The 18,319-nt window shown below is 45.0% G+C and carries 18 protein-coding genes; 9 read left to right on the top strand and 9 right to left on the bottom strand.

From position 1 onward, the window contains the following. Window positions 1–58 precede the first annotated feature (58 nt). Window positions 59–1,306 carry an Nramp family divalent metal transporter gene (locus GZK95_RS20245; protein WP_083626385.1) on the bottom strand — a complete coding sequence of 416 codons (1,248 nt, stop codon included), beginning with the start codon at window positions 1,304–1,306 and terminating at the stop codon, window positions 59–61. 203 nt (window positions 1,307–1,509) lie between these two features. Between GZK95_RS20245 and GZK95_RS20240 the strand changes: the two genes are divergently transcribed. Then, window positions 1,510–3,453: a tetratricopeptide repeat-containing diguanylate cyclase gene (locus GZK95_RS20240; protein WP_075716167.1), complete on the top strand. Its 1,944-nt coding sequence runs from the start codon at window positions 1,510–1,512 to the stop codon at window positions 3,451–3,453. 191 nt (window positions 3,454–3,644) lie between these two features. Beyond that, entirely contained in the window at window positions 3,645–4,559 is a 915-nt protein-coding gene (locus GZK95_RS20235; protein ID WP_075706505.1) for an ROK family protein, read from the top strand. A gap of 52 nt (window positions 4,560–4,611) precedes the next feature. Here the strand turns inward: GZK95_RS20235 and GZK95_RS20230 are convergent, their stop codons facing one another. Together GZK95_RS20230 and GZK95_RS20225 are read right to left on the bottom strand one after the other, a co-directional pair. Continuing rightward, on the bottom strand, window positions 4,612–5,847 hold the full coding sequence (locus GZK95_RS20230) for a DEAD/DEAH box helicase (protein ID WP_075716168.1): 1,236 nt from the start codon (window positions 5,845–5,847) through the stop codon (window positions 4,612–4,614). A gap of 129 nt (window positions 5,848–5,976) precedes the next feature. Continuing rightward, complete coding sequence (locus tag GZK95_RS20225; protein WP_075706507.1) at window positions 5,977–6,711, bottom strand: dienelactone hydrolase family protein; 735 nt, start codon at window positions 6,709–6,711, stop codon at window positions 5,977–5,979. Between the two features lie 329 nt (window positions 6,712–7,040). On the opposite strand from GZK95_RS20225, the gene pcp reads away from it, so the two are divergent. From pcp to GZK95_RS20205, 4 genes are all read left to right on the top strand, one after another. Next, window positions 7,041–7,679: a pyroglutamyl-peptidase I gene (pcp, locus tag GZK95_RS20220; protein WP_075716169.1), complete on the top strand. Its 639-nt coding sequence runs from the start codon at window positions 7,041–7,043 to the stop codon at window positions 7,677–7,679. A 200-nt stretch (window positions 7,680–7,879) separates the two neighbouring features. After that, complete coding sequence (locus tag GZK95_RS20215) at window positions 7,880–8,395, top strand: GNAT family N-acetyltransferase (RefSeq protein WP_075706509.1); 516 nt, start codon at window positions 7,880–7,882, stop codon at window positions 8,393–8,395. A gap of 116 nt (window positions 8,396–8,511) precedes the next feature. Beyond that, window positions 8,512–9,381: a patatin-like phospholipase family protein gene (locus GZK95_RS20210; protein WP_075706510.1), complete on the top strand. Its 870-nt coding sequence runs from the start codon at window positions 8,512–8,514 to the stop codon at window positions 9,379–9,381. 39 nt (window positions 9,382–9,420) lie between these two features. Next, window positions 9,421–10,065, top strand: coding sequence for a DsbA family protein (locus GZK95_RS20205; RefSeq protein WP_075716170.1), 645 nt, complete (start codon window positions 9,421–9,423; stop codon window positions 10,063–10,065). A gap of 67 nt (window positions 10,066–10,132) precedes the next feature. On the opposite strand, the gene GZK95_RS20200 is transcribed toward GZK95_RS20205, so the two are convergent. Continuing rightward, window positions 10,133–10,702, bottom strand: coding sequence for a type II secretion system protein (locus GZK95_RS20200; RefSeq protein ID WP_075706512.1), 570 nt, complete (start codon window positions 10,700–10,702; stop codon window positions 10,133–10,135). A 579-nt stretch (window positions 10,703–11,281) separates the two neighbouring features. Here GZK95_RS20200 and GZK95_RS20195 point away from each other — a divergent pair. Both GZK95_RS20195 and GZK95_RS20190 read left to right on the top strand, forming a co-directional pair. After that, the gene (locus GZK95_RS20195; RefSeq protein ID WP_075716171.1) at window positions 11,282–12,331 is read left to right on the top strand and encodes a porin; all 1,050 of its coding nucleotides are present in this window, start codon (window positions 11,282–11,284) and stop codon (window positions 12,329–12,331) included. Between the two features lie 141 nt (window positions 12,332–12,472). Beyond that, a complete protein-coding gene (locus tag GZK95_RS20190) occupies window positions 12,473–13,087 on the top strand; it encodes a fumarylacetoacetate hydrolase family protein (protein WP_075706514.1) in 615 nt (204 codons plus the stop codon). 21 nt (window positions 13,088–13,108) lie between these two features. Here the strand turns inward: GZK95_RS20190 and GZK95_RS20185 are convergent, their stop codons facing one another. The 3 genes from GZK95_RS20185 to GZK95_RS20175 form a co-directional block, all read right to left on the bottom strand. Beyond that, window positions 13,109–13,423: an AzlD domain-containing protein gene (locus tag GZK95_RS20185; RefSeq protein WP_075706515.1), complete on the bottom strand. Its 315-nt coding sequence runs from the start codon at window positions 13,421–13,423 to the stop codon at window positions 13,109–13,111. Then, on the bottom strand, window positions 13,420–14,130 hold the full coding sequence (locus GZK95_RS20180) for an AzlC family ABC transporter permease (RefSeq protein ID WP_075706516.1): 711 nt from the start codon (window positions 14,128–14,130) through the stop codon (window positions 13,420–13,422). Before GZK95_RS20180 ends, GZK95_RS20185 begins: the two co-directional genes overlap by 4 nt. A 78-nt stretch (window positions 14,131–14,208) precedes the next feature. Then, window positions 14,209–15,072, bottom strand: coding sequence for an AraC family transcriptional regulator (locus GZK95_RS20175; RefSeq protein WP_075706517.1), 864 nt, complete (start codon window positions 15,070–15,072; stop codon window positions 14,209–14,211). Between the two features lie 252 nt (window positions 15,073–15,324). On the opposite strand from GZK95_RS20175, the gene GZK95_RS20170 reads away from it, so the two are divergent. Continuing rightward, a complete protein-coding gene (locus tag GZK95_RS20170) occupies window positions 15,325–15,960 on the top strand; it encodes a LysE family translocator (protein ID WP_075706518.1) in 636 nt (211 codons plus the stop codon). Between the two features lie 79 nt (window positions 15,961–16,039). Here GZK95_RS20170 and GZK95_RS20165 read toward each other — a convergent pair whose 3' ends face one another. Next, window positions 16,040–16,369 (bottom strand): hypothetical protein, encoded by a 330-nt coding sequence (locus GZK95_RS20165; RefSeq protein WP_075706519.1) that lies wholly within the window; start codon window positions 16,367–16,369, stop codon window positions 16,040–16,042. A gap of 168 nt (window positions 16,370–16,537) precedes the next feature. Next, on the bottom strand, window positions 16,538–18,241 hold the full coding sequence (locus GZK95_RS20160; protein WP_075716172.1) for a phospho-sugar mutase: 1,704 nt from the start codon (window positions 18,239–18,241) through the stop codon (window positions 16,538–16,540). Between the last annotated feature and the right edge of the window lie 78 nt (window positions 18,242–18,319).

The following is an 18,319-nucleotide window of genomic DNA, read 5'->3' as shown; positions in this document are numbered from 1 at the left end:
TTAATTGAAAAAATGCCGTTCACCGAGGTGAGCGGCATTTTTTTGTCTTTGAACTCTGTTAAATCACTAAACTTGCCAGTAGATAGCCATTTAGCCCAAGAACTAACGTGACAATAATGACACCAAGTACAGACACAACGCGATTGTTTTTAAACTCTCCCATAATTTGACTGCGGCTGGTGAATATCAGCAGTGGAATGATTGCAAGTGCAACGCCAAAACTCAAAACCACTTGGCTAGCAACAAGAATATCAGTGGTACTCACTCCCATCGCAATAAAACCGAATGCAGGAAGCATGGTAACAGTGCGTCGTAGCCATAGTGGAATGGAGAAATGCACGAATCCCTGCATCACTACCTGTCCAGCCAATGTTCCGACTACCGTTGAAGATAAACCCGATGCAATCAAAGACAGTCCAAACAATAGAGCCGCGCCTTTACCAAGCATGGGCGTCAGTGTTTGATAGGCATTCTCTATGCTGGCGATGTCACTGCGTCCCGTGTGATGAAATACAGCGGCTGCCATCGCAATAATCGCAATATTGACAAAGCCAGCGATGGTCATTGCAAGCAGCACATCAATACGAGTCATTTTTAAACGTTGTTGAGCAGTGTGTTCGCTCTTTGCGCTAAACAGTGCTGAATGTAGATAAACCACATGTGGCATCACGGTAGCACCTAAAATTGCTGCGGCTAAGTAAACTTGTTTTGGGTCGTCTAATGTTGGCACAATCAAACCTGTCGCCAATGGGGTGAGCTCTGGCTTCGCCATCATAAGTTCAACCACGTAGATCACCGCCACAAATACCAGTAAGGCGCCAATAAACATCTCTAATGGTTTTTGACTGCGTCGACCTAGTGTGAGGATCGCTAGGCTTAATAGCGCAGTGATCACGGCACCTTCGAAGAGCCCGACACCTAATAGCAATTGAAAACCGACTGCGGCACCAATGAATTCGGCTAAGTCAGTCGCCATGGCGATAATTTCGGCTTGAATCCAATATGGCACAACAGCCCAACGGGGAAGATTGTCACGAAGGTGTTCAGCGAGGTTTTTGCCCGTCACTATCCCCAACTTAGCGGATAGGTATTGGATTAGCATTGCCATCAAGTTGGCCCAAAGTACCACCCAAAGTAATTGATAGCCATACGCCGACCCAGACTCGATATTCGTTGCAAAGTTACCTGGATCGATATAACCAATAGCAGCGATAAATGCCGGGCCAATAAGACGTTTGCTGCTTGATTTCAAGCTGGCAGCGTTTGGCGAGTTATCGCGATTTATCTCTGAAGTAAGCGTGGTCATAGTTCAATTCCAGTCATTTTGATGAGAGGAATTTACGCCTGCCGTGCGCAAGGTGCTAACTCGTCTTAACTATCAATTTGATAGCATTTAACGATGAATGGATGTTCAGCTGAGGTTGACGAGATGTTTCAGCTTTATTACGGCGGAATGAATAGGATATAATCCGTGAGAGATAGATCAACATTCAAGGTAATCGTTCAACGATGCAAAAGAAGATCACTTTAAGTTTACTGATCGTGTTTCTCTCGATGCTTATCGTCGTGACGGTAGATACTTTTCTGTTGGGAAACACTGAGCAGCAGGCGTCAGAGAAGGTAACCGAACCCCAGCCGGAAACGCAATTGCGTGCAATTGACCCGCATCATGCTTTGCTGGCACTGTTTGAGCGGTCAGGTTCTGATTCCGATGATGTGTTAGCAGACCTCCATCACTGGCGAGAGGAGTTAACTCGTCAACCACAAACCATCGAACGTATTTTTCAACTTTGGATTGAGCGCAATGTTGCTCGCAACCTAAAACAACATGATCAGATAGTGCAGTTGGATCACGAGTTATGGGAGATTGCGACAGATGAGCCAGTGCCGTGGTTAGAAGCGAAGCTCTATACTGAGAAGGCAACAGAGTTGTTGCGAGAAGATTCCTATCAGCAAGGGGTAGATAGCATCAAGCGAGCCATAGAGATTGCTGAAGAACACCATGCCGATTTTATCCTTCTTGAGTCTTATAATACCGCGGGCATTTTGCATAACGCTTTGAATCAACTCAAGCAATCTCAGCTCTATTTTAGCCAAGGTTTGGAGCTAGGAGAGCGTTTCCCGGATAGTGACTACGTGGGGCGCTTTAATAACAACTTAGGCTTATTGTTTGTTCATTTGGAGCAGTGGGATCAATCGATTAACTATCTGCTGAAAGCTAAGTCCTTCTATTTGGCACCAGAGCGGAATGGTGCAGCGCCATTGCCAGTTATCTACTTTAACCTATCCTATGTCTATAGTGAGCTTAAAAACGTCCACAAAGCTCGTGAGTATTACCAGAAAGCCCTTAAGTACATAAATTCAGATAGCTCACGCTACCTTCATATCGTCGCTGATAAAGCGAAAGGAAGGGTAGATCTATTAGCAGGGGATGGTATTGAGGCTGAGCAATCGGCACTTCGCTGCTTACAGGATGTCGGAATCGAGAAGTATCCTAAGCAAAAAGGGATATGTTTGTATCTACGTTCAATGGCACTTTACCAGCAGGACCAGATACCCGAGGCATTGAGTGTTGTGTCCGATAGCATTGATGTGTTCGAAAGCATTGCTCATCAGAGATGGTTGATCCGCAGTAATCTACTGCTAGCTAAAATTCTACAAGCTAATGGTGACTATCAAAAAGCGCTGTCAATCTACCAGATTTATCATGCCAAGGAACGAAGCCAAATCATAGGTGAGTTTCATGCATTAGAAACGGCTTTTGAGGTGAGGAATCTCGAGAAAGAAAGGGATTTGCTCAGCGTGCAGAACCAATATAAAGACCTAGAGGGACAGGTTGTCGCAGACCGATTTAAAGTGTTAGCACTCTGGCTCACTATTGCGTTATTGGTCGCAGGTTGGTTTATCGTTCGCTCTGTGCTCGATCGCCGACAAAATAAACGTCTGCGCGCCTTGTCTTATCTTGACCCGCTCACTGGTGGTGGTAATCGAAGGCTGTATTATCAGGAACTACGTCAGCCAGAAATTCTTAATAATCAATGGCAGTATCGCGTGGTGGTGGTTGATATTGATTGGTTTAAGCACATCAACGACAAATATGGACATGATGTCGGGGATGAAGTGTTAGCCGCGGTGGCATTAAAACTCAAATCTCGCATTGATGAAGAAGAGCTATTTATTCGATGGGGTGGTGAAGAGTTTTTAATGTTGGTCAAAGAGCGTGAAGACTTTAGAGCTTTTGCGCAGTCTTTGGTAAGTGTCATTAATCATGCGCCCTTTGTTTTGTCTCAAGAGACGCTAAACGTGTCGGTATCGGTTGGTGTGAGTAGTTCATACCATATTGATCAAATTCGCCATGACTCAAGCGCCTTTGCTAAAGCGGATAAATGTTTATATAAAGCCAAAGCACATGGTCGCAATCAATATGTTATCGCGGAAGATTTTGCTGATTAATCAGTTCCTCCCTAACTATCAGACTCACCGTTGTGTAAGAAAAAAAATAGTGCGACAGGTCATGTGCTGGATTATGCCAAGATGACGTTGTGGCGAAAACCGGAGAGACTACGAATCAATATAGGGGCGTTTGGTGAGAGCGATGTCTGCCAAACGTCGTGATTGTTGTTCTTTAGGGAGGAGGTGAAACCATGCTGATTGGTTTGGATATTGGCGGTACCAAAATCGAGGGTGTTATTGTTTCACCTGACAATTCTGAAGTTATAGAACGTTTGCGTGTAGACACGCCAAAAACTCATTACGCAGACTTTCTCTCTGCGGTTAGGTCGGTTATCGACAGCTTAATGGAGAAGACCTTAGCCAGCTCTGTAGGCATTGGTTGTTGTGGTTCAATTAACCGTACGACAGGAAAAATGCAAGGTGCCAACATTCTCTATCTCAATGGTGAAGACTTTTTAGGTGATTTACGTTCCTATTATAATCTGCCAGTCGCGTTAACCAATGATGCTAACTGTTTGGCGATATCGGAGTTTAAGTCTGGCGCTGCGAAAGACGCGCAGGACTCTTGTCTGGCCGTTATTATCGGTACAGGTTGTGGCGGCGGTATTGTGATTCATGGCAACATCGTGGATGGTCAGCACGGTCTTGGCGGCGAGATTGGTCACAATCCTTTACCGGGTTATCGCGTGGATACCGACGGACCAACGACTCAATGTTACTGTGGCTCACATAACTGTAATGAGTTGTTTGTATCGGGGACCGGCTTTGAGCGAACTTGGGCATTAAAGCATCCCAAGCTATCCGCGAAAGAGATCTTTAATCGATATGCGAATAAGGATAAAGACGCCGTTGAACACGTTGAGTACTACGCAGATTGCCTCGCGAGAATTTTAGGCGCCATCGTTAATGTGATTGACCCTGAAGTGATCGTCTTGGGTGGTGGGGTGTCTAACCAACAAGCGATCTACCCATTGGTTGAAGACAAATTGAAAAACTACACTTTTAGTAAGAATGTCGACACCCCTGTGAGACAAGCTCTGCACGGTGACTCCAGTGGTGTACTTGGCGCGGCTTATCTTCCCGTTATGAAGGGAATGGTGAATTAAATCAGATGAGTATCGGGGCACATAACGTCAGCTCGTGCCCCGATTGCTTTAGTTAGCTTCTTGGTGTGCGGCGTTTACTTTGGAACTGCTTAATACTTTTCTTGTTATTAGTGCGGCGGTTTGCTTGTTTATCTCGTGGCGCGCGTTTGCTTTCACCACTTGATGGTGTGTCGGTCACTGGAAATTCTGCCATCTCAATCAGAGGCAACGCGCGCTGAGTCAGCTCTCTGATTGCATTAAGCGCCGCAGTTTCTCCGTGGCAAACTAGAGACACGGCGACGCCTTGTTTGCCTGCACGCGCCGTTCTACCGACACGGTGGACATACACTTCCGCATAAGTGGGTAGTTCAAAGTTGATTACTACGGGCAGTTCATCAATATGAATGCCACGAGCAAGGAGATCGGTCGCGATCAGTACTCGAGCCTCGCCTGACTTAAACTCCGCTAATGCTTGTTCGCGTTCTGGCTGAGTTTTATTGCCATGCAAACATGTCGTCTGAACCCCTGCCTTTGAGAGTTTTTTACTTAAGTTATCAGCGTTTTCTTTGGCACCGATGAATACGATGGCTTGGCGCCACTGATTGTGTTCAAGTAGGTGGATTAACGCTTTGGTCTTACTGCCTTTGTTTACCAGATACAGCATTTCAGTGATAGCTTGGTTGGTGCTGTTAGGCTGATGCACCGCGACTTCGAGAGGTTGGAACATCAATTGTGCCGCTTTTTGTTTTAGCTCCGCGGAGAAGGTAGCGGAAAACATCGCTGTCTGACGTTTTGCCGAAATTTGCCCTGCGATAGCTTGTACATCTTGCCAGAATCCCATATCAAGTAGGCGGTCTGCTTCATCCAGCACTAATTGCTTGATGCGTTTTGCGTCAAAGGCAGCGTCAGCCAATAGGTCGAGCATTCGTCCTGTTGTGGCAACCAAAATGTGTGGGTTAGCTGTTAACGCTTGTAGTTGTTCTACTTTATCTGCACCACCCGTTAAACAAACGGTAGTAAGTTGTAGTTGGCTGGCAATCTCATTAATCGTCGCTGCGACTTGATTTGCCAGCTCACGAGTTGGCACCAACACCAAGCAAAGACTCTCATCGCTGGCGTTCAACTGATGTTGAATTAGCGGTAAGCCATAAGCGAGAGTTTTACCGCTGCCAGTGTTTGCCAACGCCAGTAGGTCATGCCGAGCAAGAAGCTTACTAATAGTTTGTGTTTGAATATCAGTTGGATTGTTGATGCCATCAGGCAGTGAAGCGATGATTTCAGCGTGTAGGCCGAGAGTAGAAAATGACATGTGTTTACCTATGTGATGGCGAAACTCGCAAGGCGCGCACTTTATCACACGCTTGGTTTGATGGGGATAGAAAACTTATGAAGAAGATAAGCCTAGCTATTATCAGCTTATCTTCATTGTTTAATTGCGCTATTGAGTGTGGTTATTGAGGAACTCATCGAACGCTTGCCATGATTTTTCATCCGCATCTTGACGGTAATTTTTCGAACCAAATACAGTGAACGCATGCGGAGCGCCGCTATACGTTACCATTTCATGGCGTACTTGGTTGGCTTCCAGTTCAACCGCTAACTGGGCAAACTGACTCATTGGTATCGCCTTATCCGCCGTGCCGTGCAGCACTAAAATCGGTGCTTTGGTATTTGCATAGCTTTGCCCTTCGGGGGTTTTTAGTCCACCATGAAAAGTGACAAAACCTTTTGCGGGCATTCCAGCTCTTGCGGATTCAAGCGTCGCAGCACCACCGAAACAGTAGCCCATCACCACCATATTCTCGGTATTACCACCGAGTGTTTGCGCTTGTTGTACTCCCGCCTCCATCAATGTTCGCAGTTTGTCGCGGTTTTTATAGAGTTCACCGGTATGTTGTCGCTTGTCTTCTAACTTAGTTGGCCGAACACCTTTACCGAATAGATCGACCGCAAAGACGTTATACCCCATCTTATTGAGCATTTCAGCGCGTTGCTCTTCATACTCAGTTAGGCCATCCCAATCATGTACAAGTAAGACTAAAGGGGCATCATCACTCACTTTAGACCAATAACCTTGATAGTCTTGATTATTGGCTTGGTAGGTAACCACATCTCCAGCCAATGTATGACCGCTGATTGCGATAAGAATGGCCGCGACGCTGTTAAGATTCATAGCATATTCCTTTTGCTGGTTTTGATGGGGGTTCATACGAATATAGTGAAAAATCAGATTTTTGCTTCTGTAGATCGCGTACTTCAGAGCTGAAATGAATGACTGCACATTCTTAATCAGGCGATTATTGGCAGTGGTAGGTTTGCTACTGAGTGACTGTGGTACACTCGCAATGCCCGCTAGCCGAGTCGTTGACTTGAGTCTGTCGCTAGCTTTAAGGCTCTGACAAATAGACACTATTTATTAGCGCGCAGGCGTGCCCAGTGGTGGTTACTCTGACAATGAGAAATGAACGAATGCCACGCACGCTTTGCGTTTTGAGAACAATGATGAAAAAAATACTAATAACAGGGTTTGAACCCTTTGATGGCGCATCGATCAACCCTGCGCTGGAAGCGGTGAACAAGTTGTCCCAAACAAAGCTTGATGGTGGCGAAATTGTGGTTTGCGAAGTGCCAGTCACTCGCTTTGAATCCATCGATAAAGTGGTGGCAGCTATTGAAATGCATCAGCCAGATTATGTTATTACTGTTGGTCAAGCAGCAGGGCGGGCTGGGATTACGCCAGAGCGAGTTGCTATCAATGTGGATGATTTTCGCATTGCTGACAATGGCGGGAATCAACCTATAGATCAACCCGTCGCCGTTGATGGCCCAGATGCGTATTTCTCCACGTTACCGATTAAAGCAATCACTCGCACATTACAAGAACAGGGCATCCCATGCCAGGTATCGAATACAGCGGGGACCTTTGTTTGTAACCACTTGTTCTATGGTGTGCAGCACTATTTAAGAGACAAAAATATCGGTCATGGTTTCGTGCATATCCCTCTATTACCAGAACAAGATACAACGGGAAACCAACCAACGATGTCACTTGATGTAATTGTTGAAGGACTTCGTTTAGTTGCACAAGCGACCATCAATCATGAGCAAGATGTTGTAATTACCGCAGGTCAAATTTGCTAAATTATTAAATAGTTTTATCGCCCGCTTTATGCGGGCTTTTTGATATCACGATTTAACTGTAACAGATGATTTCACGTCGCAGATTAGTGAACTTGGTGAGCGAAAATAAGGAGAAAAAAGGATAATGTACCGTAAAGTTTAATACACTGGTGCAGCGAATAGTGTCAGCGCCAAATATCGAGTATAGGTAAGGAGTAAACGTGGAAATAAAGGAATTGCAGAGCGTTTTTGGCTACGAAATTGACTTGAGGGACTTGTTGATTGATAGCGTAGCGCACAACGCTTCAATTGGGTTTGTTTTACCAATTGAGAATTCCGAAGCAGATGATTATTGGCTGGGAGTTGAGGCAGATTTGCGCGAAGGCGGTCGAAAGTTATACGTTGCATTTGATCAGGAGCAATTGGTAGGAGCGGTGCAACTTAGCCTGTGCTCAAAATCAAATGGCACTCACCGTGGAGAAGTTGAAAAACTGATTGTAAAAACCAGTCATCGTGGACAAGGGATCGCCAAGCAATTGATGTCCCTTATTGAGTCAGAATCTCCGTTGTTAGGTGTATCGCTGCTGGTACTTGATACTCGCAAAGGAGACATTGCCTCGTTCCTCTACCGTAATCTTGGTTATCAAGAAGTCGGAGAAATCCCTCTGTTTGCTCGTAATCCAAATGGCGAGCTAGAGTCTACAATCTATTTCTACAAGCAGTTAGCGCTCAGTTAGTAGGTTTCGATAGACGTAAGTAATCAATGCGATAACTATAAGCGATTAGAGTTGTGGCACGTGTTTGGCTAATCTCTTGTTCATCTTAAGTTATGATGTATTCAAAGAGTTTAGTAATGACAAACAAAGCGTTAGTGGTAGAAGGCGGAGCCATGCGTGGCATCTTTGCCAGCGGTGTATTAGATGCCTTTCTTGAGCAAAACTATAAGCCCTATAATTTTGTCATTGGTGTTTCTGCTGGAGCGTCTAACTTACTTGGCTATCTCTCAAACGCGCCACATCGCAGCTATCAGGTCATCACCGAACTTGCAACAGACAAGCGTTTCTTTAACCGTACACGCTTCGCTCGTGGTGGTGATCTGGTTGATGTTAAGTGGCTGATTGAAGAATCCAATCAGCGCTTTCCTCTTGATGAAGACGCACTCTATCAAATTCCTATGTATGCAGCGGTAACCAATATCGAGACCGGCAATGCAGACTACTTTCAGCTAAAGCCATGCAATTTAGAGAACGTACTTGAGGCAACCACCGCCTTGCCCATTGCCTACCGCACCACACCATGTTTTTCCGGAGGTTGCTACACCGATGGTGGTGTTGCTGATTCTATTCCAGTCAAAGAAGCCTATCGAAGAGGGGCGCGAGATATTACGGTTGTGCTGTCTCAACCTTTAAATTACCAAATGCGTCCTACTCGTGCGCCATGGCTAATGAAGCGTTTGTTGTCACGTTATCCAACGGTTGCTGAGTCCATGTTGGTAAGGGCAGATAATTACAACCAGTCACTCGACTTTATACGTCATCCCCCTCAAGATGCTACGATACGAGTGATTGCGCCGCCTGATGAGTTTGCCGTTAAGCGTTTGACCATGAACAAGGCGGTGTTGGAGCAGGGTTACCAAATGGGTGTAGAAGCCGGTAAGCAACATATTGCGAGCCGCCAAGGAAACCATGGTTTAGACGATCAAAATTGCCATTTTTGTTTATAACCTATGAAGCACCTAGATACAGTCAGAAGGAAGGATTAAATGACGAAAGCGAAGCTTTATTATGTTCATGACCCAATGTGTTCTTGGTGCTGGGGGTATCAGCCAACATGGACACAGATCGAGCAAAGTTTGGAAGAGGAGTTTTCTTCCTCATTAGAGGTGCATTACTTAGTGGGTGGCTTGGCACCCGATAGTGATGAGCCTATGACGCAAGCTATGCAGCAGCAAATTTCGTCATATTGGCGCAAGATATCAGACTATCTGGGAACCGAGTTTAACTACGATTTCTGGCAAAATAACACTCCGAGACGCTCAACCTATCCCGCTTGTCGTGCGGTTCTTGCGGCACGAGCGCAAGGCGCTGAGAAAGCGATGATCAGTGCGATTCAAAACGCTTACTATTTAAGAGCGCTCAATCCCAGCGATATCCTGGTTTTGCAGCAACTTGCCGCTGAACTTCAATTAGATACTAAACAGTTTCAGGACGACTTACAGAGTGAACAGCTCAATCAGCGATTATTACAAGAAATCGATTTTGCTCGTTCAATTGGTGGAAATAGTTTTCCATCGCTGTTTTTGCAGCGTGATAAGGACGTTGTTGAGTTACCGATAGATTACCAAGACAAGCACAAAACAGTGCAGCAAATTCGAGCTGTGTTAACCGCTTACCCTAGTTCTCAATAGGGCCCCCACGGGACTTGATTGGCGTTTAGTGTCGAAGCGTAAGGTTGTTAGCCGATGCAGCGATAAACTAACATTTATCGCTGATTAACTTGTACTCGACGTTACCCGACGACTCTCGCGGATAGAAAACTTCATAGTGACACTTATCTAATGCATTTGGGCCACTACCATTGCCATCACCGTCTTCGTCACCAGTGGCAAACCCAAGAAGAAAATAAGGTTTATCGGCGGGGTCTCCTGGTCGATATGGCATACTGATAGAAAATTTCAGCACGTCAAAACCAGCGAGTTCTTCGGCGCTGACCACATAACGAATTAAGCCATAGAAACCAATCACATCGTTGTGCCCATCATTATCGAGGTCAATGTTTCGTATCGTAGCAACCTCGTCTTCTTCACCTTGTAACAAGGCTTTGGCAAAGACCAGGGTATTAGCGGTAGCAAAAGCGTCTTTTGCTCCCATCAGTGATGCGATTTTCGCTTCCTTACGATAGTTTAGATAGGCACTTGTGGCAGACACGGCGAGTACGCCCAAAATAACCACCACCACCATAAGTTCGATGAGGGTAAAACCATGCGCCCTTTTGGGAAATTTAAGTTTGCGGTTGTGTAAATTACGAGAGTGATTTTGATTCATAACTTGCTTTACATCAATAAGTTACCTTGAAGGATACCGATGAACCATAGCTCGTCTATCTCTGAGATTTTAAAACACGACTTACGCCTCATAAATGAGTCAGCGTGATTCGAGAGTGTTGTAAAGTTTCACTGTATTGATGGGATGAAGCAGACGCAACGGGATGTGTACCGTGATGCAATCGCGATGAAATGTTCTGCATGCAGAGTCGTTGCCGAAACAGAGTGCAAAAGGGCTGGAAGGTACGCTGAATATGAATGTCAATGCTATTTAGTAGGACAGACGCCAAATATGCCAATTGACCTCATGCCTAGTTCACATTACTTGCAAAAATGTAATAATGTGATTTATCTCGCAAAATATCGTACGTCATACATTTGTTAAAAATAATCACAGATAATTAACGACTTATCTAAATAAAAATGTAAGTTAATATTCGTTTTATGCATATTTCCGGAAATTTCTTTCATATCGAATTTGAAAGTTACAGTTCTGTTACTAGCTTTTAGGTGGGAGCAGCGGAGGGCAGTAGATCCGTTGATTCGGCTTGCTACTAAATAGAATATGGAAATACATAAAATGAAAATGACAACTCTAGCCATGGCAGTGGCGACTACTTTTCTGGCTTCAACCAGTGCATTTGCTGCACAAGTATACAGTGGTGATGGCACAACATTATCGGTTGGCGGTTATGTTGATGTTGGTGTGGGGGAGCGAGGTGCGATTTACTCCGATCCTAACTTTGAAGTTCACCAAATCTCACCTCGACTAAACGTCGAAGGTAAGAAAGAGATTGGCAACGGCGTGACTGTTGATGCAAAAGGTGAGTGGGCGATTAACTATCTAGATGGCGGCAATACATCCTTTACTACGCGTTTGGGCTACATGGGTGTATCACACGACCAAGCTGGTAGATTAGTCGTAGGTACTCAGTGGGCACCATACTATGATGTTGCGGGTGTGGCTGATAAACCAATCGCGTTTGCCAATGACTTCCTCTATGGTACCAATTTTAATCAACTAGGTTCAGCTCGTGCCGAGAAAATGGTTAGCTACCGAAATACACTAAGGGTGTCTGAAGATGTGGCATTTAATATTGGTTTAGGTTGGCAAGGTGAGACCAGCGATGAAAAGATAACCCCAAGTTCGGGTAATGGCCTTGTCACCTACACGAGAAGTAGCGCGGATTATGATGATCGAGCCCAGATAGCGATTAGCACTGAGTTTGCTGGGTTCGGCCTTGGTTATGTATACAACGGTGGCGATGTCGACAATGAAAAAGCTCGTTCTCACGTGTTTGCTGGTAAGTACGGTACATATGGAAATGGCCTGTATATCGCCTTAGTTTATGGAGACAATGAGAACTTCTATAATGGCTTAGAAGAGAGCAAACAGTATGAAGCTGTAGGGGCATTTGGCTTAGATAACGGCTTAAATATTATCCTTAACTATGAAGCTGTAGAGGACGATAAGAACGATAAAACACAATTTAGTCAAAGTGCGATTCAGCTAGAGTATACCGTCGCTTCTGGTTTAGTCGCCTTTGCGGGTTACCAGTTCGACCTAGGTAATGACATCAATAAAAACGAAGATGATCAGTACTCGGTGGGTGCTCGTTACTTCTTCTAATTCCATTTAGTTCTGCCTTTTTTACTCAGAGTTTGCTTTTGAGCGCAAGCTCTGAGTTTTTTACTCTTAATTGCAATTAATGTTTGCCTGAAATAATCTTTGGCTAGAATGTGCTTTCACTTAATACTCAGGGACGATGGCATGCACTCTATTCTTGTTGAAGACAAACCGACTCAGCCTAGTAAGGTACTATGTGTTGGTCGTAATTATCTCGATCATATCGCAGAGCTAAACAATGCTGTGCCTGAGCAAATGGTGGTTTTCAATAAGCCTTCAACGGCTATCACCAATCAATTATTTGCGTTTCATCAAGAGACTCTGCACTACGAAGGTGAAATTTGCTTTGTCGTAAACAATGGCAAGTTGTCTGCAGTTGGCATCGGATTAGATCTTACTAAGCGCTCGTTGCAATCTAAGTTAAAGCAACAGGGATTGCCTTGGGAGCGAGCCAAAGCTTTTGATGGTTCAGCGGTTTTTAGCCGTTTTATTTCTCTTGATAATCTAAATATTGATGAGTTAGAGATTGAACTGTTTATTAACTGTGTGCGTGTACAACGTGGTGGTGTAAAACAAATGATGTATTCACCAGAGGTGATCATCAATGAGTTAAAAAGCTATACCACGCTTTGTGATGGTGATGTCATTATGACGGGTACGCCGAAAGGAGTTGGTGAAGTTCAGCAAGGTGATATCTTTTTAGGACGACTGCTCCATGCAGGCAAGACACTGATTGAGATTGAGTGGCTTGCCAATTAATTGCTTGCGTTAGTAACGACTCTAGAAAACCAGATTATTCAGTACCAGAAAAACGGCCATGCTAAGGATTGTAGTTAGCAAAACGTTGCCTGTTTTATAGATAATCAGGCCTGCCAGCAATGCAGCAAGCAAATAAGGGTTGGTGGGCGCCAGCCAAAGTTCTCCCTCAGGAGCAAAGACGATCGGCGCAAGAATTGCGGTTAAAACCGCAGGTCCTGAGTAACTGAGCATGCTCTGAATTTGGGGCGCGAGTCGCAGTGGTAGTTTAGGCTCAAGGAACACATAACGGCTAAAAAACACCAACGCAGCCATTGCCACAATCGATAACATAATCATTGTTTTTTCCTTAATATGGTGTCGACGAGATAACCTGCAAGCATGCCTCCTAAGCTCGCAATCATAAGCGCGCCCTCAACTTTCATCAGATTAAACGTGACAGACAGTACCAACGCGACGGTGACTGCCATCAAGGTCGGGGAATCTTTAATATTGGGTATCACCAACGCGATAAAGGTGGCTGCCACGGCAAACTCAAGTCCGAGTTCATTGAGAGCAGGGATGTAACTGCCCGCGACAATGCCAACAAATGTCGCGATGTTCCAGCAGATGTAAAAACTCAACCCTGCACCTAGCGCATACCAAGGTTCAAATCTCTGTTTGGATTGGTTTCCACAAATAGCAAACAATTCGTCCGTTAGTAGATAGCCTAATGCGAGTCTCCAACGCAGTGGCAACGGGCCTATTCGGTCACGCATCGAGACACTATATAAAAAGTGGCGCGAGGTAATAAATAGCGTGGTGAGTAGCAAGGTCGTGAGCCCTACGCCCGCCTTGATCATCCCTGTCGCCACTAACTGCGCCGAGCCCGCAAACAAAATAGCGGAGAGTGCTTGGCTCTCAAGAGGGCTTAAACCCGATTCAATGGCATAGGAACCGGCTAACAACCCCCAAGGTATAACAGCAATACTGAGCGGAACCATGGCTATGCTTCCTTGCATAAACAGTGTGTATCGATTTGGCATTATTTGGACATCTGTGTTCATTGATCCTTCCTAAATGTGAGAGTTCTGATAGCCCAGCATTCACGTTTTTGATAAGGGCTGAGGTTATTTCGCCATAATTCAGGAAGAGGAAATTGGATAAAATTGCTCTTTATTTGTCAGTGATTTCACGTATTGCTTCGGTGTAACGCCCATTGCTCGTTTAAAATGACGATGCAGATGACTTTGATCGTGAAAACCAGACTCTTGAGCGACGTCAGATAGCGTTCGACCTTGCTTCATCAAGCGAAGCGCATAACGAAGCCGCGATTGCACCTGATAGGCATGGGGTGGGAAACCAAACTCCTTTTGAAACGCGCGAGCAAAATGATAAGGGCTAAGGTTGGCAAGTTTCGCCAGTTCTTCCAATGAGACATCGGCTTGCGGAAAATCATCCAGAAACTCCTTGGCCACCAGTAGCTGCTTTTTACTGCGTGAGTTGGGCTCATACTCACGTCGCTTCTTGCCATGGCGAGCCATTAACTTCACCAATGTACCGTAAACTAATGTCTCTCGTAATAAGCGGTTGGAAGAGTTTTCTAGGGTATTGAACACCAACCTTAGTTGCTGCGCCATTTCAGGATCATAAACCACAGGTTCTGGGAAATAAGGAATAGTAGGTTCGTTGCTAATACCTTGTGTCAGAGAGGCAAATTGCTCGGGTAGCGGGTACATAGCTTTGTATTCCCATCCATCCTCAGTGGCACTTTGCCCGTTATGAACTTGGTCGGCATTAACTAAAATGATGCTGTCTTGAGGAGCAACATGATCGCCACCGTTACGGAAAAAGCGCTGTGCACCTTTCTCAATCACACCGATAGTAAAACCTTCATGGCTATGACGTGAGAAGTTGTGGGTTTTATATTTGGCAGTCAAAAACTCTAAACCACCCAGCTCGTTGGCTGTTTGAAATATTGCCCCCTCCTTAAATCTCTCTTGTCCCATGAGTATTGCCCTCTTCGATCCTTGTCACAGCATAGCGTAGTTCAAACTGAGGAAGAGTTTTTGTACAAAATTGCTGTATTGATGTTCAACATAACATGAAATTTGATTTTCACCTTATCACTGAGCCCGAAGTAGAGTGCTCCACTAGTGTCATATAATCTAATTTTTGATTAATGATTGGTCGTATTGGCTAGATCTAAAATACTTTGCAATATAAAATGCGCTCCGTCCTATTCCGAACAATTTATAATTATGATCGATATCTCTATTCTGCCGTTGTATCTCACGGCAGTGGTGGCGCTATTGCTGCTACCAGGCCCTGATATGTTGCTGATCGCGAGCTCTAGTATGAGCTACGGGCGCCGTGTTGGCGTTTTTGCAAGTTTAGGTAATGCAACATCGGGCATCATTTTGACTTTCTTAGCAGCGCTCGGTGTCTCAGCATTGATCGCTATGAGTCCTTTAGCTCTGAAAGCACTGCACCTTTTAGGTGGTGCATATTTGCTTAAAATGGGTTGGGATTGTGTGCGCTCTCAAGCGGCAGACGCTCCTGAACTGGATAAGCAGAACAAGATGGCGACAACCTTCTATCAGCGAGCGTTGATCACCAACTTACTAAACCCTAAAGCGCTGGTCTTTTTTGTGATGTTTTTGCCTCAGTTTGTCTCAAGTAATATTGAAGCAAGCTCAGGAGAGCAAATGCTAGCCTTAGGTTTACTGCTTAACGTTCTTGGTTTGTTGTTCAACCTAGTATTGGTTGCGCTAGTGGGTACTTTAGGCAAAGGCTTACTAGAGAATGCTAAGTTTAGAAACTACCAGCATAAGTTTATGGGTGCGATTTTCCTAATCTTAGCGATTTGGATGCTAAGCTCTTTCTTCAGTGCTTAGTCGAGATTGATAAGATATTAGGCCAGCGATAAGCTGGCCTTTTTATATCCCCAAGCAACCTTAAGGTGTTTGGGGAAGCTTAATAAACAATACCTTGAAAGAGTGGCTTAAGAGCCTCTAGTTGTTCTTCTTCACTGATTGGTTCTACTTCTACTTTAATAAGAGGGCCAACGCACTCGACAAACGGTTCAATATCAAACTGTTGCGCTTGGTCTACGTTGCCGTCAACAGAGAAATCCCCTTTAAAAAGGCTGGGTGTTTGTGTTTTATCGACGGAAACCTGAATGGAAACCGTGTACTGATGACCTTCGGGTAGTAGCTTGGCGCAGTTTTCGATATTGTGAATATCACCGTAGGCATACACATTGGTCGCCACACCAAGCGCAAAAATAGCTAAAGTCTTAATCATCCTTGCCTCTGTTATTCAGATTGTCCATTTAAATGGCATCGTTAGCATAATGGACGAGCCAATAAATAGAGCATAGCAAGCGTGGTATATTTTGCCTGTAAACTGATTAAGCGGACAAAATGCCCGCTTAATTGGTTACTTATGCAAAGGTTGTTATTGCCGATTCGGTCAAATCATATGTTGATGCTCAGCAATCAGCATATCCATTGCCAGCTGCGCTTTATCTTGTGCTGTTTGGAACGCTTCCTGTTCGGCAAATGGCTCAACCACTTCGTAGTAACACTTAAGTTTAGGTTCAGTGCCTGAAGGGCGAACAATCACTCGAGCACCGCCAGAGAGGTGATAGATAAGCACATCGCTTGGAGGAAGGTCGATCTTTTCAGTTGTACCATCAGCAAAGGTCTTTTCTAAGGCTTTAAGATCATCAATACATTCAACGGTTCGACCTGCGATTGCAGTTGGCGGGTTCGCTCGAAGTTTTTCTCCTACTGCAGGCGTGTTAGGTGCTAGGGCAATACTACGCTGAGCATTGACATACATACCATGCTGACGATAGAGATGTTCGAGTTGATCCCAAATGGTCTTACCTTGGCTTTTGAGTTCGGCCGTCAATTGAGCAAAAGCGACGAGTGCCGATAAACCATCTTTGTCCCATACTTGATTGCCCACGGTATAGCCGAGAGCTTCTTCATAAGCGAATAAAAACTGGCTTTGTGGCGTCTGCTTTTGCATTGCGACGTTGGTTAGCCATTTAAAGCCAGTAAGGGTTTGGTAGTAACTCGCTCCGTGAGATTTGGCAATTTTACTCAACAGGCTTGAAGAGACAATCGTGTTGCCCACTAACTGATTGCTTGCCTCGGTTTGGCAAAGTAAGTAATGACCAAACAATGATCCTACTTGATCCCCTGTGAGCATTTGATACTCACCGTTGGGTTTTCTTACCGCGACAGCAAAGCGGTCTGCGTCAGGGTCATTGGCACAAGCAATATCAGCATGGTGCTGTTTGGCTAGTGCTACCACCATATCCATCGCCCCTGCTTCTTCAGGGTTAGGGAAGTTCACGGTTGGGAAAGTACCATCAGGTTCACGTTGCTCTTTTACACTGTAAACCTGATTGAAGCCGGCGTCCGCGAGTAAAGTTTCTGCCATACGAGCCCCAACGCCATGCATGGCGGTGTAAGCAATACCAATACTGTCTGGTTTAGTGTGGTTTTTTAATAGAGGATTAGCATTCATTGCGTCTCTATATGATTGATAATAATCATCTTCTAACCAAATGAGGCGATCAAGTGCCACGGCTTCTTCGACAGAGAGCAACTCGAGTGGAGACTGTGCTGCAATATCGATATGGTGCGCAATCCCAGAATCATGTGGTGGGATAATTTGAGCGCCATTTTCCCAATAGACTTTGAAACCATTGTACTCTGGTGGGTTATGGCTTGCAGTGACGACAACGGCTGCCACGGTGTTTAGGTGTCTAACGCCAAATGCGACAATTGGAGTGGCGGCAACATCATGGGTTAAATAAACCTTGATGCCCAAAGCGGTCAGTACCGCTGCCGTGTCATGAGCAAATTGCTTTGAATCTGGGCGACCATCATAGCCAATCACAACGCCCCGTTGCTTTGCATCGTCAAATTGATGTAACAGATATTGACCTAATCCGGTTGCCGTTTGCTGAATAACGAGACGATTCATACGATTAGGACCCGCGCCCACTTTGCCGCGCAAGCCTGCTGTACCGAACTCTAGCCGACAGCGAAAGCGATCTTCTAACTCCGTTGTTTGTTGTTGCTCGATCAGAGTTTGCAACTCTTGACGAGTTTTCGGGTCAGGATCAATAGCTAACCATTGAGTCATTTTTTCATTCATCTTGTTTCCCTTAATTGCAGCTAACTTTAGGCGTTATATTGAAATACTAGTTGATAGTGGTTCTCATTTACGAGAGCG

The organism is Vibrio panuliri, assembly GCF_009938205.1.
In the GTDB taxonomy this organism is placed as follows: domain Bacteria; phylum Pseudomonadota; class Gammaproteobacteria; order Enterobacterales; family Vibrionaceae; genus Vibrio; species Vibrio panuliri.
The sequence above is the reverse complement of the archived record's forward strand: the minus strand, read 5'-3'. Positions and strand labels throughout refer to the sequence as shown.

What these genes read in the sequence shown, in the direction of transcription:
- GZK95_RS20245 (WP_083626385.1), bottom strand. Translation starts at nt 1,306, where the DNA reads ATGACCACGCTTACTTCAGAGATAAATCGCGATAACTCGCCAAACGCT.
- GZK95_RS20240 (WP_075716167.1), top strand. Translation starts at nt 1,510, where the DNA reads ATGCAAAAGAAGATCACTTTAAGTTTACTGATCGTGTTTCTCTCGATG.
- GZK95_RS20235 (WP_075706505.1), top strand. Translation starts at nt 3,645, where the DNA reads ATGCTGATTGGTTTGGATATTGGCGGTACCAAAATCGAGGGTGTTATT.
- GZK95_RS20230 (WP_075716168.1), bottom strand. Translation starts at nt 5,847, where the DNA reads ATGTCATTTTCTACTCTCGGCCTACACGCTGAAATCATCGCTTCACTG.
- GZK95_RS20225 (WP_075706507.1), bottom strand. Translation starts at nt 6,711, where the DNA reads ATGAATCTTAACAGCGTCGCGGCCATTCTTATCGCAATCAGCGGTCAT.
- pcp (WP_075716169.1), top strand. Translation starts at nt 7,041, where the DNA reads ATGAAAAAAATACTAATAACAGGGTTTGAACCCTTTGATGGCGCATCG.
- GZK95_RS20210 (WP_075706510.1), top strand. Translation starts at nt 8,512, where the DNA reads ATGACAAACAAAGCGTTAGTGGTAGAAGGCGGAGCCATGCGTGGCATC.
- GZK95_RS20205 (WP_075716170.1), top strand. Translation starts at nt 9,421, where the DNA reads ATGACGAAAGCGAAGCTTTATTATGTTCATGACCCAATGTGTTCTTGG.
- GZK95_RS20200 (WP_075706512.1), bottom strand. Translation starts at nt 10,702, where the DNA reads ATGAATCAAAATCACTCTCGTAATTTACACAACCGCAAACTTAAATTT.
- GZK95_RS20195 (WP_075716171.1), top strand. Translation starts at nt 11,282, where the DNA reads ATGAAAATGACAACTCTAGCCATGGCAGTGGCGACTACTTTTCTGGCT.
- GZK95_RS20190 (WP_075706514.1), top strand. Translation starts at nt 12,473, where the DNA reads ATGCACTCTATTCTTGTTGAAGACAAACCGACTCAGCCTAGTAAGGTA.
- GZK95_RS20185 (WP_075706515.1), bottom strand. Translation starts at nt 13,423, where the DNA reads ATGATTATGTTATCGATTGTGGCAATGGCTGCGTTGGTGTTTTTTAGC.
- GZK95_RS20180 (WP_075706516.1), bottom strand. Translation starts at nt 14,130, where the DNA reads ATGAACACAGATGTCCAAATAATGCCAAATCGATACACACTGTTTATG.
- GZK95_RS20175 (WP_075706517.1), bottom strand. Translation starts at nt 15,072, where the DNA reads ATGGGACAAGAGAGATTTAAGGAGGGGGCAATATTTCAAACAGCCAAC.
- GZK95_RS20170 (WP_075706518.1), top strand. Translation starts at nt 15,325, where the DNA reads ATGATCGATATCTCTATTCTGCCGTTGTATCTCACGGCAGTGGTGGCG.
- GZK95_RS20165 (WP_075706519.1), bottom strand. Translation starts at nt 16,369, where the DNA reads ATGATTAAGACTTTAGCTATTTTTGCGCTTGGTGTGGCGACCAATGTG.
- GZK95_RS20160 (WP_075716172.1), bottom strand. Translation starts at nt 18,241, where the DNA reads ATGAATGAAAAAATGACTCAATGGTTAGCTATTGATCCTGACCCGAAA.